The 14794-nt window shown below is 60.4% G+C and carries 16 protein-coding genes and 1 pseudogene; 6 read left to right on the top strand and 11 right to left on the bottom strand.

Features of this window, described 5'->3' with window-relative positions; translation table 11 throughout:
- Positions 1-37 precede the first annotated feature (37 nt).
- The gene (locus PQR02_RS15750; protein ID WP_408232309.1) at positions 38-712 is read right to left on the bottom strand and encodes a DUF4410 domain-containing protein; all 675 of its coding nucleotides are present in this window, start codon (positions 710-712) and stop codon (positions 38-40) included.
- 163 nt (positions 713-875) lie between these two features.
- On the opposite strand from PQR02_RS15750, the gene PQR02_RS15745 reads away from it, so the two are divergent.
- On the top strand, positions 876-1235 hold the full coding sequence (locus tag PQR02_RS15745; protein ID WP_408232306.1) for a DUF3564 domain-containing protein: 360 nt from the start codon (positions 876-878) through the stop codon (positions 1233-1235).
- Between the two features lie 375 nt (positions 1236-1610).
- Positions 1611-2381, top strand: coding sequence for a DNA/RNA non-specific endonuclease (locus PQR02_RS15740; RefSeq protein ID WP_408232303.1), 771 nt, complete (start codon positions 1611-1613; stop codon positions 2379-2381).
- Between the two features lie 504 nt (positions 2382-2885).
- On the opposite strand, the gene PQR02_RS15735 is transcribed toward PQR02_RS15740, so the two are convergent.
- The 4 genes and pseudogenes from PQR02_RS15735 to PQR02_RS15720 all read right to left on the bottom strand — a co-directional run bounded on the left by PQR02_RS15735 (position 2886) and on the right by PQR02_RS15720 (position 5811).
- On the bottom strand, positions 2886-3227 hold the full coding sequence (locus tag PQR02_RS15735) for a DUF3024 domain-containing protein (RefSeq protein ID WP_408232300.1): 342 nt from the start codon (positions 3225-3227) through the stop codon (positions 2886-2888).
- 32 nt (positions 3228-3259) lie between these two features.
- Positions 3260-3343 carry an SEC-C metal-binding domain-containing protein gene (locus PQR02_RS15730; protein ID WP_408232545.1) on the bottom strand — a complete coding sequence of 28 codons (84 nt, stop codon included), beginning with the start codon at positions 3341-3343 and terminating at the stop codon, positions 3260-3262.
- A gap of 54 nt (positions 3344-3397) precedes the next feature.
- Positions 3398-3752, bottom strand: a pseudogene (locus tag PQR02_RS15725) (tyrosine-type recombinase/integrase); the annotation flags it as partial.
- Between the two features lie 283 nt (positions 3753-4035).
- Complete coding sequence (locus tag PQR02_RS15720) at positions 4036-5811, bottom strand: hypothetical protein (RefSeq protein WP_408232297.1); 1776 nt, start codon at positions 5809-5811, stop codon at positions 4036-4038.
- 135 nt (positions 5812-5946) lie between these two features.
- Here PQR02_RS15720 and recD2 point away from each other — a divergent pair, with 135 nt between their 5' ends.
- A complete protein-coding gene (recD2, locus tag PQR02_RS15715; RefSeq protein ID WP_408232294.1) occupies positions 5947-8136 on the top strand; it encodes an SF1B family DNA helicase RecD2 in 2190 nt (729 codons plus the stop codon).
- A 301-nt stretch (positions 8137-8437) separates the two neighbouring features.
- Entirely contained in the window at positions 8438-8626 is a 189-nt protein-coding gene (locus tag PQR02_RS15710; RefSeq protein ID WP_408232542.1) for a hypothetical protein, read from the top strand.
- 533 nt (positions 8627-9159) lie between these two features.
- Here PQR02_RS15710 and PQR02_RS15705 read toward each other — a convergent pair.
- From PQR02_RS15705 to PQR02_RS15690, 4 genes are all read right to left on the bottom strand, one after another.
- Positions 9160-9723 carry an Hsp20/alpha crystallin family protein gene (locus PQR02_RS15705; RefSeq protein WP_408232291.1) on the bottom strand — a complete coding sequence of 188 codons (564 nt, stop codon included), beginning with the start codon at positions 9721-9723 and terminating at the stop codon, positions 9160-9162.
- A gap of 399 nt (positions 9724-10122) precedes the next feature.
- Entirely contained in the window at positions 10123-10530 is a 408-nt protein-coding gene (locus PQR02_RS15700) for an Hsp20/alpha crystallin family protein (RefSeq protein WP_408232288.1), read from the bottom strand.
- Positions 10531-10554: 24 nt separating this feature from the next.
- Positions 10555-11007 (bottom strand): Hsp20/alpha crystallin family protein, encoded by a 453-nt coding sequence (locus PQR02_RS15695; protein WP_408232285.1) that lies wholly within the window; start codon positions 11005-11007, stop codon positions 10555-10557.
- 37 nt (positions 11008-11044) lie between these two features.
- Positions 11045-11248, bottom strand: coding sequence for a hypothetical protein (locus PQR02_RS15690; protein ID WP_408232282.1), 204 nt, complete (start codon positions 11246-11248; stop codon positions 11045-11047).
- A 1-nt stretch (position 11249) separates the two neighbouring features.
- Between PQR02_RS15690 and PQR02_RS15685 the strand changes: the two genes are divergently transcribed.
- On the top strand, positions 11250-11633 hold the full coding sequence (locus tag PQR02_RS15685) for a hypothetical protein (RefSeq protein WP_408232279.1): 384 nt from the start codon (positions 11250-11252) through the stop codon (positions 11631-11633).
- Between the two features lie 255 nt (positions 11634-11888).
- Entirely contained in the window at positions 11889-12260 is a 372-nt protein-coding gene (locus tag PQR02_RS15680; protein WP_408232276.1) for a hypothetical protein, read from the top strand.
- Between the two features lie 318 nt (positions 12261-12578).
- Here the strand turns inward: PQR02_RS15680 and PQR02_RS15675 are convergent, their stop codons facing one another.
- The gene (locus tag PQR02_RS15675; RefSeq protein WP_408232274.1) at positions 12579-12875 is read right to left on the bottom strand and encodes a hypothetical protein; all 297 of its coding nucleotides are present in this window, start codon (positions 12873-12875) and stop codon (positions 12579-12581) included.
- A gap of 512 nt (positions 12876-13387) precedes the next feature.
- On the bottom strand, positions 13388-14188 hold the full coding sequence (locus PQR02_RS15670) for an NAD(P)/FAD-dependent oxidoreductase (RefSeq protein WP_408232271.1): 801 nt from the start codon (positions 14186-14188) through the stop codon (positions 13388-13390).
- Positions 14189-14794: the final 606 nt, after the last annotated feature.

Raw genomic sequence — 14794 nt, 5'->3', positions numbered from 1 at the left:
GCGACACCTCCGCAAGCGCCGTTCGCAGCACCGCGGCCTACTGCGCCGCGGCATGCAGCTTGGCGATCACCGCATCCGAGATGTCCTGTGCGGTCTTGCTGATCGTCTTCTTTTCGTCGCCCCCCGCCATCACGAACTTCGCCGCGATCACATAAGGATTTAGCTTGATCGCGGCGCCCGGCAGGTTCTTGCCGCCGGCTTCTTCGATCGTCTGGTAGAGCGGCGGCAAATCGGCGGCGCTCAGCCTGTCGCACGACACCGCCACCTGAATGTCGTTCTGACCGGCGCCCAGGCCGACCATCGCGCGCCGCAGGCGATTGCCGTCATCGACGCTCAGAAACACGCCGCGCACTTGCCAACCGACGCTCGGCAATGGCTGCCCCGGCGTGACGCGGCGCGCATCGACGCCGCCTTTCCTCAAGTCGTCCGTCAGCGCGTCCGCCATCTCATTCACGATGTGCTGCGCATGCTCCTGCGGATTCTTGTTCTGCCCCATCGGTCCGGGTCCGCTCGGCAGCAAACCGCGCAGCCGACGCACGCGTTGGCCAGGGCCGCTGTCCGGCGTCACGTTCGCCACGTCCAGATCGAAATCGGCTATATAGACGACCGGCGCGGCTGCGGCGAACGGCGCGCTATCCGCCGCGATACCTGGCGACACCATCGCACCAAGCCACGTTACCAATACCGTGAAGGGCAGAAACCGACGCAGCATCGCACGCCTCCGCGAACGTCGAAGTGACGACGGCTATCGTACAGGCGTGCGCTTCGCAAGTGCGTCTTTTTCACGCACGATAGCCGTCAGCTTTTGTCTTGCATAACGCGCGCCGCGGCATAGACTGATAAAGCATCGACTTCGCAATTTGTACGGGACTGCTATGCGACTGACCATCCTGATCAACGGCTCCGATCCCACCGTTAGCCACGATTACGCTGTGCTGTGGCTCGACACCGAGCAACACCGGTGGTCGAGAGAGGCACATCAAGGGATCGATCTGCCCCCGTGGGGCGAGTTGCATGACGAGGGCGGCGTGACCACGCTCTGCGCCCCCAGTGCGGATGCGCCGCTGTGCACGCTGCGCGGCTTGCACGTGGACCGCAAACAACGCGTGAGCGCGGCACAAGGCGCCGCCGCGTGGACCGCCCTGCCGACACGCGCGCCGACGAGCGGCTTCTGGCGCCTCCAAGCCGTCGACCGTCAAACTGTACGCGCCGAAAACAGCGTATTCGGTAATTAGGTTTCTGCTTTATTTCCGCAAACCGACTTTTAATCGGTCGATAATTCCATACTCGGGAACGTGTTTGCTCGTGCGAGCAAATTCGTGTGTACGCTACGCCGCATATTTTGATTTTGCATTGCACGGATTTAAGCCAATCTTAAGCATGCGTGAGTAAAGTCAAAAGTCCACGCATTAAGGGTCGCTGCAAAGCGGCCCGTTTTTTTGCCTGCGCGTTTTTGCGTGCTCCCCTTCGCCGCACGCCCGTGTCATTTTCATTGCGACGCGTCATTCGCCTGCTTGGCTTTCTTCTTCCTATCCGCCCTGCGTTTTCAGGTCGCTCGATACAGGCTCGCGACGCTATACTTGCGCCCCCATCCTTCGAACGACCGACACATGAAGAAGTGGCTTGCCTGCCTGCTATTCGCCGTTGCCGCTCATGCGAGCGCGGCGGCCTCGTGCACCCAGTTCACCCCCGATGCGCAATGGCCCGTTCTGAGCAATCAGAAGATGGCGCCGAAAACGCGCATGCTTTGCTATAGCGATTTCGCGGTTCTGCATTCGGGCATTACGCACGGTCCGCTATGGTCCGCCGAACACCTGACTCGCGACCATATCGAAGCCGCGAAAGACATGGTGCGCACCAACAAGTTTTTCGAAGACGCGCGCCTGCCCGAAGGCGAAGGCGCAACGCTCGCGGACTACAAGCGCAGCGGCTTCGATCGCGGCCATATGAGCCCGGCGGGCAACCGCTGGAATCAGCAGGCGATGGCACAATCCTTCTCGCTAGCCAACATCGTGCCGCAGAATCGCGAGAACAATCAACGGCTGTGGTCGCGCATCGAAACGTCGGTGCGCAAGATCGCGCTGTCCTACGATGATACCTACGTGGTCACCGGGCCGATCTTCAACGGCCAGCAGTTGCAGACCATCGGGCCGACGCGGGTGTTCGTGCCGACGCAGTTGTTCAAGGCCGTCTATGTGCCGTCGCGGCAGTTGGCGTTTGCGGTGGTGGTGGACAATGTCTCGACCAATCGCTACGACATCAGGACGATTCACGAACTCGAAGCAGCATCGGGCATCCGTTTTCCGGGCATTCCGGAAAAAAACTACCCACAAGTAGGATGGAATGGACACGATTTTTACATCATAAAATCAAAGACATAACTTTTTTCCGCCAAGTCCATTATCTTCAAAATGAAATGGACACCTGCCGGGAAGCACATAGCCCAAAACGAGCAAATGATGCCTGCCTGAATCACTAGGTGTAGAGCGATTGGAAGCAAGCTGACCGTGGCCCCGAATACTAGCGAAGCCTGCGTTTCGGCCTTGGCAGCCATCGGGATCTTGCCGTTCTTGAGGCAGCTACAGGTTGCATTCCCGACATTCGCACGTCGGAATGGCACATTTCGGTTCTCGAGGCAAGCGAATGCGTACCCGCGATTCTGTGCTGCTGTTTGCACATAGCGCGAAGTGAACGGCAGCTTCCGAGAAGGGCAACGATCATCGCACGCCCGCACCGTCCTGCCCCCGTCAACGTTATCGGTCTTACTATGACACATCTGGCATCGGTGCAAATTTATTATGCGTGGACAATGGGCCGATTGACGACGCGTTCCGACGAGATGAAGGTTTCCATTCTCCTATTGAGCACGGGACCTTTTTGCCACTTTATGACAACCACCTACTGACTTTCGGAGCATATAGCTCGGCTAATTCGGGATTTCCCATCCGGTCGATACGGGCGAAGGGCACATCGAACTCCTCGCCGCGATTGTGCTCCATGCCCGACCTGCATCGCTGCATGAAACGGTATCGCCCCGCCGCCCAGATGCCATGGATGTCGACCACGTAATTCCATTCGGTCGGTCTGATCTCCGGCAGGAAGCGCGGCTTCAGGACGTCGCGAATGAAGCTCTCGCAAGCCGCGATAATCGCCCGCTTCTCCACCTCATCCGCCGGCGCCGGCCGGGGCGCGCGACTTGTCGGTAGCCACTGTTTCTGTCGAGCCATATCCCTGATTCCTGCCTGCCGATCTTGACCAGTCACGCGTGCGGTAACACGCTCGCGCCACAGCACTTCTTGTATTTCTTCCCGCTGCCAAAGGGGCAAGCGTCATTGCGACCCATCCATACAGCGTTGAGCGTGAGCAGTTCGATAACCGCTATTTTGCAATGGGCGTCTTACAGACGGATCCGCTCCACCTCGTCCAGGCTGATCTCGTCGTGTCGCCGGTCGTACAGCTGGGTGGTACGGGTCGATGCGTGGTTCCATCGCAGCGGCGTTCTTGAGCGTGCCACCGTTCTTCAGATACGTGGTGATGCCCGTCGCACGGAACGTATGGTTGCCGATGGCCGTGCCGATCCCGGCCGCCAGTGCCCGACGTCGCACCATCGCATACGCGTTCGCCTGCGGCAGCGGCGTGGCGCTGAGCTGCCTGGTGCCGCGCCGGACCGTGCGGAACAGCGGCCCCTTCGGTTCGTCACCGATACCGGTGCCCTCGAGGTATGCATGCAGGTACGCCTCGAGCGTGTGATGATCAATCTGCGGCACTACTGCCGCAGCTGATTGCGTCGTCGATGTTCGTGTTTCACGTCCGGCGCAGCGCGCCGCGACCTCGCTCGTCCACACCATGCCGAAACACACCGGCGATGACGCAAATCATCTCATCGCTCGTGTCGTCGTTCCCCATCCGCCCGGCTTTGCAACTCCCGTCAGTCGCGTTCCTACGTTCCCAATCACAAAACCCGCAACCAGTAGAAGTTCATGGCTTCCCGGCATGAGCAAACATCAGTTGCCAGATGCTCCGCGAGCCAGCGCCTCAGGCAGTCATGCCGAAGCCCAGAATGCGAATCAGGTTCCGGAATTTCTCTTCGTTTTCAAGCCGGACCACCAGTTGTCGATCGCCGGCGCGTAGACACAAACTGGCTGTTTCCTTATGCGTGGCGATCATGGCGGCGATTTCCGCATTCTCACAATCGATCAGCAATGCGGTGCCCGAGACTTTCAGCGCCTTGCCCTGCTTCCCGGTGGTCTGGATGAAGGACTCCACTGTTTCTGGCAGGGGCTGGTCTTCGCGTGCCTGAAGAAACGCCCGAAGTTCGGCAATGTCGCGCCCTTTTTCAATCGCTCCAACGGCCTTTTGACGGTCCAGCCGCCAACTTTTATCCGTTGACTCTACGGTCCAGGTATCCAGCGTCAGCGATTCTTCCGTCGACAGGTTTCCGCCGACGACATTTACCTGCAGGCTGGGCAAGACAGCAAGCTTGACGCTCGGCTGGATCGTAGCGGGTGTGTAATCCTCAACCGACCCGAGGCACCAGGCACCCAGCGGCGTCACGCGGAAGTAGCTCAGGCCATCGTAGCGGCTAAGGAATTCCAGATCGTCCGTCCCCCACAGGTCGCCAAAGTCGTTACGCGCTTCAGTCGGTTCGATGTAGGCGACGTCAATGATGCCAAGGGCGGCGGCGTATTCGAACAGGAAGCAGAGCAGATAGCGTAACTGCAGAATCTCCCAGCTATGGTAGCCATCGTGACCCAGGCTGCCATATTGCGGGTCGCTGATGTAAAGCTTCCACGGGTTGTGCGATACGTCAAACGTGTGACCAGTCGCCTGCATGAACCGGGAAAAGTCATCGACGTCGATCCACGCTCCAGCCGGACAGAGCCGCAGTATTTCATTGATAGCGGCGCGACGCGGCGCCAGGGCAGTCATGACGCGACCTTTCGATTTCTGCCCCTTGACGACGTCAACACGGCTGAACTCGTCAAAGAGGCTGGATTTAAGCCATTTGTTCCAGATCGCGCGCAATACGCTGGCTTGGCAGGAAGCTGAAGCCTTCCGCCCCGCTGCGCTCAACGCCAGTTTGCTGCCGTTCCGTTGCGCCAGTCCGGCAGCCTGAAGCATGAGCGGCCACGAGAACGCCTTGATCGGGCCGATTTCCTGATCCCATTGACTCTGCTTAGGTTTAAGGGCATAGAAATCGCCGCCGGCGAGGTTCTCGTTCAACAGGCGCAGCGTGGCTGAGCCGGGCAGCGATGTCTTGTCGCTGACCTGGATCTTGCCCTGATCCGTCAGACGCAGCAGAACCGACAGATCCACCATGGCATCGCGCTCGGTGTGTCGCACCGTCAGCCGGTCTTCGGCGATCTCCTCCGGAAGCGTTTCGATTGTGCTTAGCCTGACGGGCTCGGGTTCGGGCACGAAGCCTATTAGTCGCTCGCGCAGATCATCGGGCAGGCTGTAACACCCATCCTGGTGGTACAAAAAAAGGCCCAACGCCGTCGGCGGTCCATAATACGAATAGCCGCGACCGTTCTCTTTGATGGTGAAATCGGGCAACTGTCCGTATTTCGCCCGGAACCGGTTTCCATCAAAGAGACCGTCCAGGGCGTACGCGGTCTCCGCCACCGCCATACGCTGGATGTCGTCCAGACGATCCCAGAGTGCGCGCAGCCCGTCCCCGGCGAGACTTCGCAGGATCGCCGCGACCAGCAGGTCTTTCCTGCCGGTGGGGGAGGCATCAGGAAGCCAGTGCAGCAGTGATTTCAGCTGGTCAACGGTGAGGCGGGGGAGCACTTCGTTCAAAGTGTTCATGGGAAAAATGGGTGTGTCTGTCAGGGAAGATGACCCGCATTATCTTCGACATCTACGGCTCGCTCGCCTTGTTACACGGTAGGATGCCAATCCTGTCAGCATTTCAGTAGCGATACGACAAGCCACGCCTCATTCATGTCAGCAAGTCCACCTAACACCGCACCCAGGCCGGAACCGGATCGCCTCGCTGGACTCGTCGAGCGCGTCACGTTCCACAACGCCGATAGCGGCTTCTGCGTCCTGCGGCTGAAGGTCAAGGGCGAGCGTGAACTCATCACCCTGCTCGGGCACACTCCGACCGTAGCGCCAGGAGAGTACGCCTCGGCATCGGGTACATGGGTCACGGATCGCGAGCACGGCAGACAGTTCAAGGCGGTCTTCGTCAGGATTTCGCCGCCGAACACGCTGACCGGCATCGAGCGCTACCTCGGCTCCGGGATGGTCAAGGGTATTGGTCCTGTATACGCCGGTCGACTGGTCAAGGCCTTCGGTGCCGCCGTGTTCGATGTCATTGAGCAAACGCCCGCGCGGCTGCGAGAGGTCGATGGGATCGGGGAAGTTCGCGCCAGAAAGATCACCTCGGGCTGGGCCGATCAGAAGATCATTCGCGAGATCATGGTCTTCCTGCATGGCAATGGCGTTTCGACGTCCCGCGCCGTGCGGATTTTCAAGACCTATGGTCAGGACGCCATCGCTATTGTCACGGAAAATCCATATCGGTTGGCCCGGGACATTCGCGGCATCGGGTTCCTGTCGGCCGACACCATCGCGCAGAAGATCGGTATCGCACATGACTCCCCGCTGCGTGCGCGGGCCGGCGTCGCCTACGCGTTGTCCGAAGCGGCCGGAGAAGGTCACTGCGGCTTGCCGCGGAGCCAGCTCGTGTCGCTTGCCGTGAAGCTGCTCGAAATCTCGCAACCCATCATCGAGGATGCGATCGACCAGGAACTGGCAGAGGAAGTGGTGATCGCCGATACCGTTGACGGCGTTTCGAGCGTTTTCCTCGCGCAGCTGTACAACGCCGAGCGTTCCATCGTCTCCCAGGTGCAGCGCCTGAAGTCCGGATCGCCGCCATGGACCGCATTTGACACCGACAAGGCAATTCCGTGGGTTGAGCAAAAACTTGCGATCCAACTTGCCGATAGCCAGAAGCAGGCGATCCGTCTGGCTCTCTCATCAAAGCTGCTGGTCGTCACCGGCGGGCCTGGTGTCGGGAAGACGACACTGGACAATTCGATACTGACGATCCTGCGTGCAAAACAGGTGAAGGCGTTGTTGTGCGCGCCAACCGGACGGGCGGCCAAGCGACTGTCCGAATCGACCGGGCTCGAAGCGAAGACGATCCACCGGCTGCTTGAAGTCAATCCAGCCAATGGGCAATTCAAGCGCAACGAGGAGTCGCCGCTCGAATGTGATCTGCTGGTGGCCGACGAGTGCTCGATGGTCGACGTGCCGCTGGCGAACCAGTTGCTGAAGGCTGTGGCGAGCGCCACCGCGGTGATCTTCGTCGGGGACGTGGATCAGCTGCCGTCCGTTGGCCCGGGACAGGTTCTCGCGGATCTGATCGAGTCGGGCGCGGTGCCTGTCGTACGCCTCACCGAGGTCTTCAGGCAGGCCGCCACTTCGCGCATCGTCCGGAGCGCCCACCAGATCAATCAGGGGCTGTTTCCATCCCTGCCGGAAAAAGGCGAAGAGTCGGATTTCTATTTCGTGCCGGCCGACGAACCCGAAGCGATTGCCCAGACCGTCGTAGACCTGGTCAAGACCCGGCTACCCAGAAAATTCCAGCTGGACCCCGTGCGCGATATTCAGGTGCTGTGCCCGATGAACCGCAGTCTCACCGGCGCTCGCGGCGTCAACCAGATGTTGCAGGAGGCACTGAACCCGCCGGGCGAACACAGCATCGAGAAGTTTGGCTATCGCTTCAGTGTCGCCGACAAGGTCATGCAGATTGAGAACAACTACGACAAGGACGTCTATAACGGCGACATCGGATTTGTGACCCACATCGACGCAGAAGAGCAGGAACTCACAGCGACCTTTGATGAGCACATCGTAACCTTTGCATTTGGCGAACTGGATGAGCTGGTGCTGTGTTACGCGACAACCATCCACAAATCCCAGGGATCGGAATATCCGGTTGTGGTGATTCCCGTCTCGACGCAGCACTACATGATGCTCAAGCGGAACCTGATCTACACCGGCATCACGCGCGGCAAGCGCCTCGTTGTACTGGTCGGGCAAAAGCGTGCACTGGCGATTGCGGTCAAGGGCAAGCGAACGAAACGTCGCTGGTCGAAGCTCGCAGAATGGTTATCTCCCTGATCTTCGAGGGTCAATGCAAACGCTGCCTCCGGGCCGTCTTCCAGTTCTGGCGGCACACATCCGCTTCCTTCTCTAGGCGACCGGTGACCCGCGTCGCCTGCACTGTCACGCCATTCGCAGACCCATTTAGAGAACGGCCTCTCATGTTCTGCGACGCCCCCCGCAGCCATCGACGTCTGACGGTATCCATCGCGCAGCACAAGACGAAATCAACCGCGAAGTACGAACACCCCGTTTTTTGCTTGTTCCGACCATTCCGAGTACACCAGACCGCGACGCGGGTTCCCTGCGTCACGCGCTGATAAAATCCCGCACAGAAGGATCGCCCTCCAAGGATTACCGCGTCAGCTACGAACACAGCCTGAAAAATCAACCGGACGAATTCATCGTTCACGTCCCATCGCAGCTCGTAGAAAACGTACCGGCTAATGTGCCGCGCGCACTCCTGCCCGAATACATCACCGAGCTGATCCTGAAGCGCTCGGCTTAAATCGGGAAGATCCGGCATCTCCGGATTCTCTGAAGACGCCCAGCCTGCATCTATCCCAGGGACGTCGTTGTTTGAAAGGCTGACCGTCCCCGTGCATCGGCATATGTCGTCCGCGTGGGGCAGCAGCCGGCCAGTTTCGGACGTTCGACATCCGTGCCTAAATCGTCGACAATCCACCGCGCGAAACATTCCGGCGACGAGCACATGAGAAGCGAACTGTGGCCCGCCAAACGTTGCAGCTATCGCAAGCAAGGGTGTCCTTTGCGGACGCGATTGGATTGACGATGACAATGGCGCGTGGCAATTTCACGGCTCTCAATCTAGCCGGCAAGAAGGCGATGCCCTCGTGGTAAGTTTGCAGAACATCGTTGAGTTGGACGATACGATTCGCGACTTGGCCGATCTTCCGGTCGGATGGCACGCCTGGCGAACCGGCGGCCGGCGCGCATTTTTAGACCGTAGTTTCCAGCTGAGCTAATCACCCGGGCTACTCCCACTGATTCAACTCGCAATCGCCAAGTCGCCTGCCAACGTTAGCCAATATCGATCGTGCGGCTCGTGGATCGCTGCTGCTCCTGTTTCGGCACCGTCAACGTCAGGACGCCCTTGTCAAACTTTGCGAGAGCGTGGTTGGGATCGGCATTTTCCGGCATCGGGATCGTGCGCGTGAAGGCTCCATATGCGCGCTCAAGCCGATAGCAGCCGTCCTCCTCACTGTGCACATCCTGCTTCTTTTCGCCACGCAATACCAACGCTCCGTCCTCGACGCTAACGGTCAAGTCCTCCCGCTCCATGCCTGGCAGTTCGACGGTCACGCGCAGTATCTTTCCCTCGTCAACCACGTCGATGCGCGGCTGGAAACGCGATGAACTGAAGTCGCCAAACCATCGTTCGAGCGCGCCGCGCGCCGCGAACGGATCATGAAAGAAATCCTCCATCGCACGCCACGAATCACGGGGAAAAAGTCGCGAAATGTCAGGCCACGGAACACGTGACGGTTCGCTGTCGGGCGGGCTTTGCGCACTGTCCGCCTCGGGCTTGCGTCCTGAACCGCGGAGAAAGTTGAAAGGGTTCCACTTTTTCAGGTCGGTGTTCATCGTATGCTCCTCGATGGTCTGACAAGAGAACCGGATGTGCATCATTGCGTTCACACTGCCACGTTTCTGCCGACGTCCCTGGACACCCCGTCTGCAGTCAGACCGACGGCGTGCGGCGGGACGTCGCGCTGCGTCTACCGCCCGGGTGTGACGCGGCGGATGCCGGTCGACAAGCAGACGGGCATCGCGCCCGCTCGTGACCAAGCCGATATACCCGTCATCAGCGAGGGCCGGGCCGCTTGCGACCTGACGCACCGGCACGGCCCATATGCTGATCGTTTATCCGCATCACCCTTCCTCCATGACGTTCTGGATCCACACCTCCACGAACGGGCGATGGCGACCTCGCGGCCGCCACCGGTCTTTTTTTCTCCTGTCGTCGTTGCGGCTCTGCCGGGCTTAGTTCGTCTGCACTTCGATCCGGCGCGGGCGTGCTTCGTCGCGACGCGGAATCGTCAGTTTCAGCACGCCGTCCTCCAGGTTTGCTTCGATCTTCGATGTGTCGAAGTCCGGGCTCAGTGAGAACGCGCGCGCGAAATGCGGTTCCCGGATCTCGGCGTGCTGCAGCCGCAGACCGGCGGGCGTCGGCACAACTGCTTCGGCCTCGATATAAAGATTGCCGTCGTGCACCTTCACGTCGAGTTTGTCTTTTGTGACGCCTGGCAGGTCCGCCCACAGCGTGAGGCCCTGGCTGTCCTCGAACACGTCGACAGCCGGTGTGAGCGTCATCCGCCGTGCCGGCTGGTCGCCCTCACGTCGCGCTACTGCTTGCTGGTCGCGTTCAGCAACCTGTGTCCTGTCGTTCATGGCTGGCTCCTCGAATAACTGGCGCTACTGGACAGTAATGGCCCGTGGCTTCGACGCTTCGCGCTTGCCGACGGTGATCGACAGACAGCCGTTGGTGTAGCGCGCCTGCACCCTGTCGGGGTCAGCATTCTGCGGCAGCTCGATCACGCGCCGGAAACTGCCGGTGAAGCGTTCCTGTGCATAGGTGCGGGTGTCGTCGCCGGTTTGGTCATCGTTCCCGGCCTGGGCGGGCTTGCGCTCGCCGCTGATGCTCAGCAGGCCCTTGTCGATCGACACGTCGAGCTCGGCCAGCTTCAGGCCGGGCGCGAACGCGACGATTTCGATCGAGTCGTCGGTCGTACCGATGTTCACCTGCGGAAAGGCCCCGAAGCGGCCCGAGCGGATGCTGGACGGAAATCCGTAGAACAGGCTGTCCATCTGCCGCTGCAGACGGTCAAACTCACTGAACAGGTCGGTTCCGGAAAAGAGATCACTCATCGTATCCTCCTTCGATGCAGCGAGGAGGCGAACGGGCCTACGCGCTCCAGTTCGCCTGCCAGGCCGCTGGCAAACAAATCGAAACACGCAGCGCACCGGATGTGACCGGCGCATCTGCCTGAGCGAAATCAAAGATAGAACCTACGGTGAAAATTTCAAGGGGCGGTGGTGAAATTCCGGTCTTGAAAATCGCCTGCCAAATCCTATTATCGCGGTGCATTGCAACGGAACCGGAGGACACCATGGAATTCGATTCGGACTGGCTCACGCTTGGCAGACACCGCGTCCGGCTGCGCTCGACCAAAGGCTTTCCGACGGAGTTGATGCGTAGCGTGGCGGAGGTCGTGCAACTCGCGATCGACAACAACATGAGCGCCCGCGCGCGGCTGGTCGAGATCGTCTTCCAGCACGAACAGACCTACGATATCGCTGTCGGCACGACACTTAGCGAAGACCGCGTTTGTGCGCCGCAACTGGAAGCGGCGCTTGCGGTGGTGCTCGGCCTGCTGCCGGATCAGGTGAACATCGCCGTGACGACAGTAAGTCAGGAGGAAGTCGACCTGCACTTCGGCGTGTATGAGCGCATGCTGGCCGAGAAACTGGGCGTGGTGCCGCCGATCCAGTGATCGTTGGGCGACTGCGCGGAGCCACAGGGGCAGCCTCCCCGAAACAGGGCAGAGACTACACTCTGGATCATCAGCACAGGAGACCAAAATGAAGATCCTGTTCATGACGAGCGTAGCGCTTATCACGCCAAAGCCCGTAGAGCGATGCATAAGAGCGGGAAGGCTGGCTGACGGGTGTGCTGTGAACCGCCTCTGACCCAAACCAGCCAACCTCCGGTAAACCAGGCGGTTCGCAAGCCGGATGGGAGCAGCATCATGAAAGAACGCTCACAGGCACTGCTGGCGTCGGCCGTCCTGGCCGCCGGCTCAGCTGCTGCGGTGGCCGCCGAGCCGCCCCTGAAAACACTCCCGTCGCAACAGGACATCTGGATCACTGGCACGATCCAGCGGGGCAGCGGACAGTACGCGCCGGGCGACTATACGTCGCTCCGGCTGGACCGTCCGTCAACCTCGCCCTGCAACGACAAGGTCGTGACCGATATCGTGCTCGGGAAGGCCGGCGTACCGGATCCTTTGCTTCTGCTGCCCTATCTGGGACAGCGGGTCGCGGTCAGGGGACGCGTCATCTGTCCGGATTCCGGTATCCGGTTTACGCCGACGCCGGACTTCGTGTTTCCGATCTACTGACGGCAGTCGCGGGACCTCCCGGACCATCACAAGGTCCGGGACGCGACACTCGTTTTCCTCCGTTCAGCCGGCGGCGACCTGACGTAATGCCGGCGGTCTTGCTGTCCGGGCGAGCCCCTCTTGATTCCGAATGGCTGGGCCAGCGGCTTCAGTGATTTCCGCGGGTCGGATCATGGAGGCTGGCCTTGTCCGCTCATGTGCGCAAGCTAACGGCTGGAGACGACCGTTGTCTGCCGCGCAGGCGGATCCCTCAACTTCGTCTTGAGCGACGCACGCCTACACCGCGCCATCTCGTCGCGTGCGCCGCAACCCCCAGAACTATGACTTGTTCACGTGAGCAATGACCGATCCCTCCGTTACCTCCGGCGCGGCCGCACCAATGTTTCCTGCATTTTTCGCGATCCAGTCCTTCGCTTTCTGCACGCTCTCGTCGACCCCCGCCTTGTCTTGACAAATGGTCACTGAGAATCCGCCGTCGCCGCTGTGCACGAGCGTGTACGCTATCAAGCCTTTGACACCACCCAGCAGTTCTTCGACGTCTGCCCGACGCGTCTCGAGCAAATCGAACAGCTCTTTGGCGCCTTTTCCGGAATATCTTCTTAGAACGGTTTGCATGATTGTGTCCTCCAATCCGGTGATACCGCGAGATGAGAATGCTGTATGAACAAAGCGCGCGACGACTAATAACTGTGCTTGCCTTCCCATAACTGCCCAGAAGAAATCGGGAGCGCACCAAACGCGTCGTCGCCGCAGTCATCAAGTGTAGTAACCATGATGTCGATGTAAACCAACTGTTAAACATCAATGCGCTTATTGAAAACCTCGTCGTGGATAAGCTGAAACTCCGGGCGCGCCACATTTGGCGCCATGGCGGCCGCTCCTTCAGTTCAGACCGTTCAGATCATGGCGCGATGCGGGCTCGACTGCATTCTCATTGACATGGAGCATGGGGCGATTGATGCGGGAGCGGCGCACGCGAGATCCGCGCGACCGCACGAAAACGACTGCCTCGACGGCGGCGGGCGGTCCCGCCTCCAACAGGGGGAGCGGATTCCATCGACGCGGACGGAGTCTCTTTCATGGCTGTCCAGGGGAGCGACGGCGGACGCGTCATTCAGACCGCCGCGTCAGGTTGCGCGGAGCGGCGCGGCGGCCCGACGTAGATCGACCCAAGCGGCCCTCAGCAGAGCGCCGGGCGACAAGAACCTTGCCGGCCCGATCAGACGCGCGCCAAGGCGTGCAGATGTCTCGCTGCTGCCGCGTCTTTCCGTCTTTCGCCGCCGCCGAGAAGTTAAGCCGTTCGAGTCGCGTTGAGTCCGGCGTCGGCGTGCAAAGTCGACTATAAGAAAGCGATGTCCATTGAGTTCCCGAGAAACACGCTTCGCGTAGCTGTGCAGGGCCGGCGCAATCGGGCGACCCTGTCGTAGAGTTGGGGTAAGCGAGTCAACGAGCCACTCCGCCGTCTGGAACGCGAACCCGCAACCAACGCCCCACGGGGGGTCGATACTCATCAGCGCATCGCCCACGAACGCGATGTTGCCGACAGCTGGCTGCCGCCACAAATTCGGATAGTCCTTGACGAGCAGCGCGCTACCGAGCGGCTCGGCGGAGGCCAGATCGGGGACATCTGGAAACCCAGCCATGCTTCGCTCGAGTGCTTCACCCGGATTGGCGCGAAAGCCATCGAGCTTGTCCTTGGTCGCCATGTAGGCAATCACGGTAACGCCGTTGTCGTTTGGAAATACGTAGCCGACCTCCGGGCCGCGCAACCACATTTGCGAGCAAGTTCCCCGCCGCGGTGCCACGCCGCGGTAAGCGCGAATCGCGCCGAAACGACAGTTCTCCGACGAGGCGGCCTTGATCCCGGCGAGCGTCGCCAGCGGAGAGCTTCGACCGTCCGCACCAACGATCAGCGGGGCCGAGACCACGCCGTGCGCCCACCGCCGAGATCGACACCACTGACGACTCCGTCCTGTTTCACCAGCGCACGCACGCCGCACCCGAACAGGGAGGTGACGCCCGGGGTGTTCGTCGTCAGTCGGCGCAGGATCGGATCAAGCGTTCGGCGCTGAATGTTGTACCCGAAGACTGGCTCGCCGTTCTCGTCGAGCGGGGCGACGTCTCCGGTCCAGCCATAGCGTGTCCAGATATCAACGCCGTTGCGCAGGCCGCTCTGCGTCCTCCGAATGACGCAGAGCGGCTAGGAGCGGTCCTTCACAATCGGTTCGGAAACGTCCGCTGACGAGGGGCGAGCCGCCCTTCGGCGCACTAAGGACGCGCTGAACAAGGCCTCGCATACACGGGTGACGTGCGAATCGATGCGACGATCGGGTGGCGGGCAGTGGCCGATGCTCAATACCGGGCCCCGACAGCCATTTGAAGGCGCGTTTTGCGAGTATGTGCGCGTTTAAGACGCACCTTGTGCTTCGATGGCCAGCTGTCGCAGAACAGTGCGTCAGTTGCTTGCACTCCCTACCCGTTGTCGAGCCCGAGCAATGTATCCGTCACTGCCAGATTTCCGGGTTTCGAGATAC

This window comes from Paraburkholderia sediminicola (assembly GCF_046026895.1).
GTDB classification, from domain to species: domain Bacteria; phylum Pseudomonadota; class Gammaproteobacteria; order Burkholderiales; family Burkholderiaceae; genus Paraburkholderia; species Paraburkholderia sediminicola_C.
This window is presented reverse-complemented; position numbering and strand designations above follow the sequence as displayed.

Bases quoted from the DNA above. Each gene is read 5' to 3' on its own strand.
- PQR02_RS15730 (WP_408232545.1), bottom strand. From the start codon at position 3,343: ATGGGTCGCAATGACGCTTGCCCCTTTGGCAGCGGGAAGAAATACAAG.
- PQR02_RS15685 (WP_408232279.1), top strand. From the start codon at position 11,250: ATGGAATTCGATTCGGACTGGCTCACGCTTGGCAGACACCGCGTCCGG.
- PQR02_RS15740 (WP_408232303.1), top strand. From the start codon at position 1,611: ATGAAGAAGTGGCTTGCCTGCCTGCTATTCGCCGTTGCCGCTCATGCG.
- PQR02_RS15705 (WP_408232291.1), bottom strand. From the start codon at position 9,723: ATGAACACCGACCTGAAAAAGTGGAACCCTTTCAACTTTCTCCGCGGT.
- recD2 (WP_408232294.1), top strand. From the start codon at position 5,947: ATGTCAGCAAGTCCACCTAACACCGCACCCAGGCCGGAACCGGATCGC.
- PQR02_RS15680 (WP_408232276.1), top strand. From the start codon at position 11,889: ATGAAAGAACGCTCACAGGCACTGCTGGCGTCGGCCGTCCTGGCCGCC.
- PQR02_RS15745 (WP_408232306.1), top strand. From the start codon at position 876: ATGCGACTGACCATCCTGATCAACGGCTCCGATCCCACCGTTAGCCAC.
- PQR02_RS15720 (WP_408232297.1), bottom strand. From the start codon at position 5,811: ATGAACACTTTGAACGAAGTGCTCCCCCGCCTCACCGTTGACCAGCTG.
- PQR02_RS15695 (WP_408232285.1), bottom strand. From the start codon at position 11,007: ATGAGTGATCTCTTTTCCGGAACCGACCTGTTCAGTGAGTTTGACCGT.
- PQR02_RS15735 (WP_408232300.1), bottom strand. From the start codon at position 3,227: ATGGCTCGACAGAAACAGTGGCTACCGACAAGTCGCGCGCCCCGGCCG.
- PQR02_RS15675 (WP_408232274.1), bottom strand. From the start codon at position 12,875: ATGCAAACCGTTCTAAGAAGATATTCCGGAAAAGGCGCCAAAGAGCTG.
- PQR02_RS15700 (WP_408232288.1), bottom strand. From the start codon at position 10,530: ATGAACGACAGGACACAGGTTGCTGAACGCGACCAGCAAGCAGTAGCG.
- PQR02_RS15750 (WP_408232309.1), bottom strand. From the start codon at position 712: ATGCTGCGTCGGTTTCTGCCCTTCACGGTATTGGTAACGTGGCTTGGT.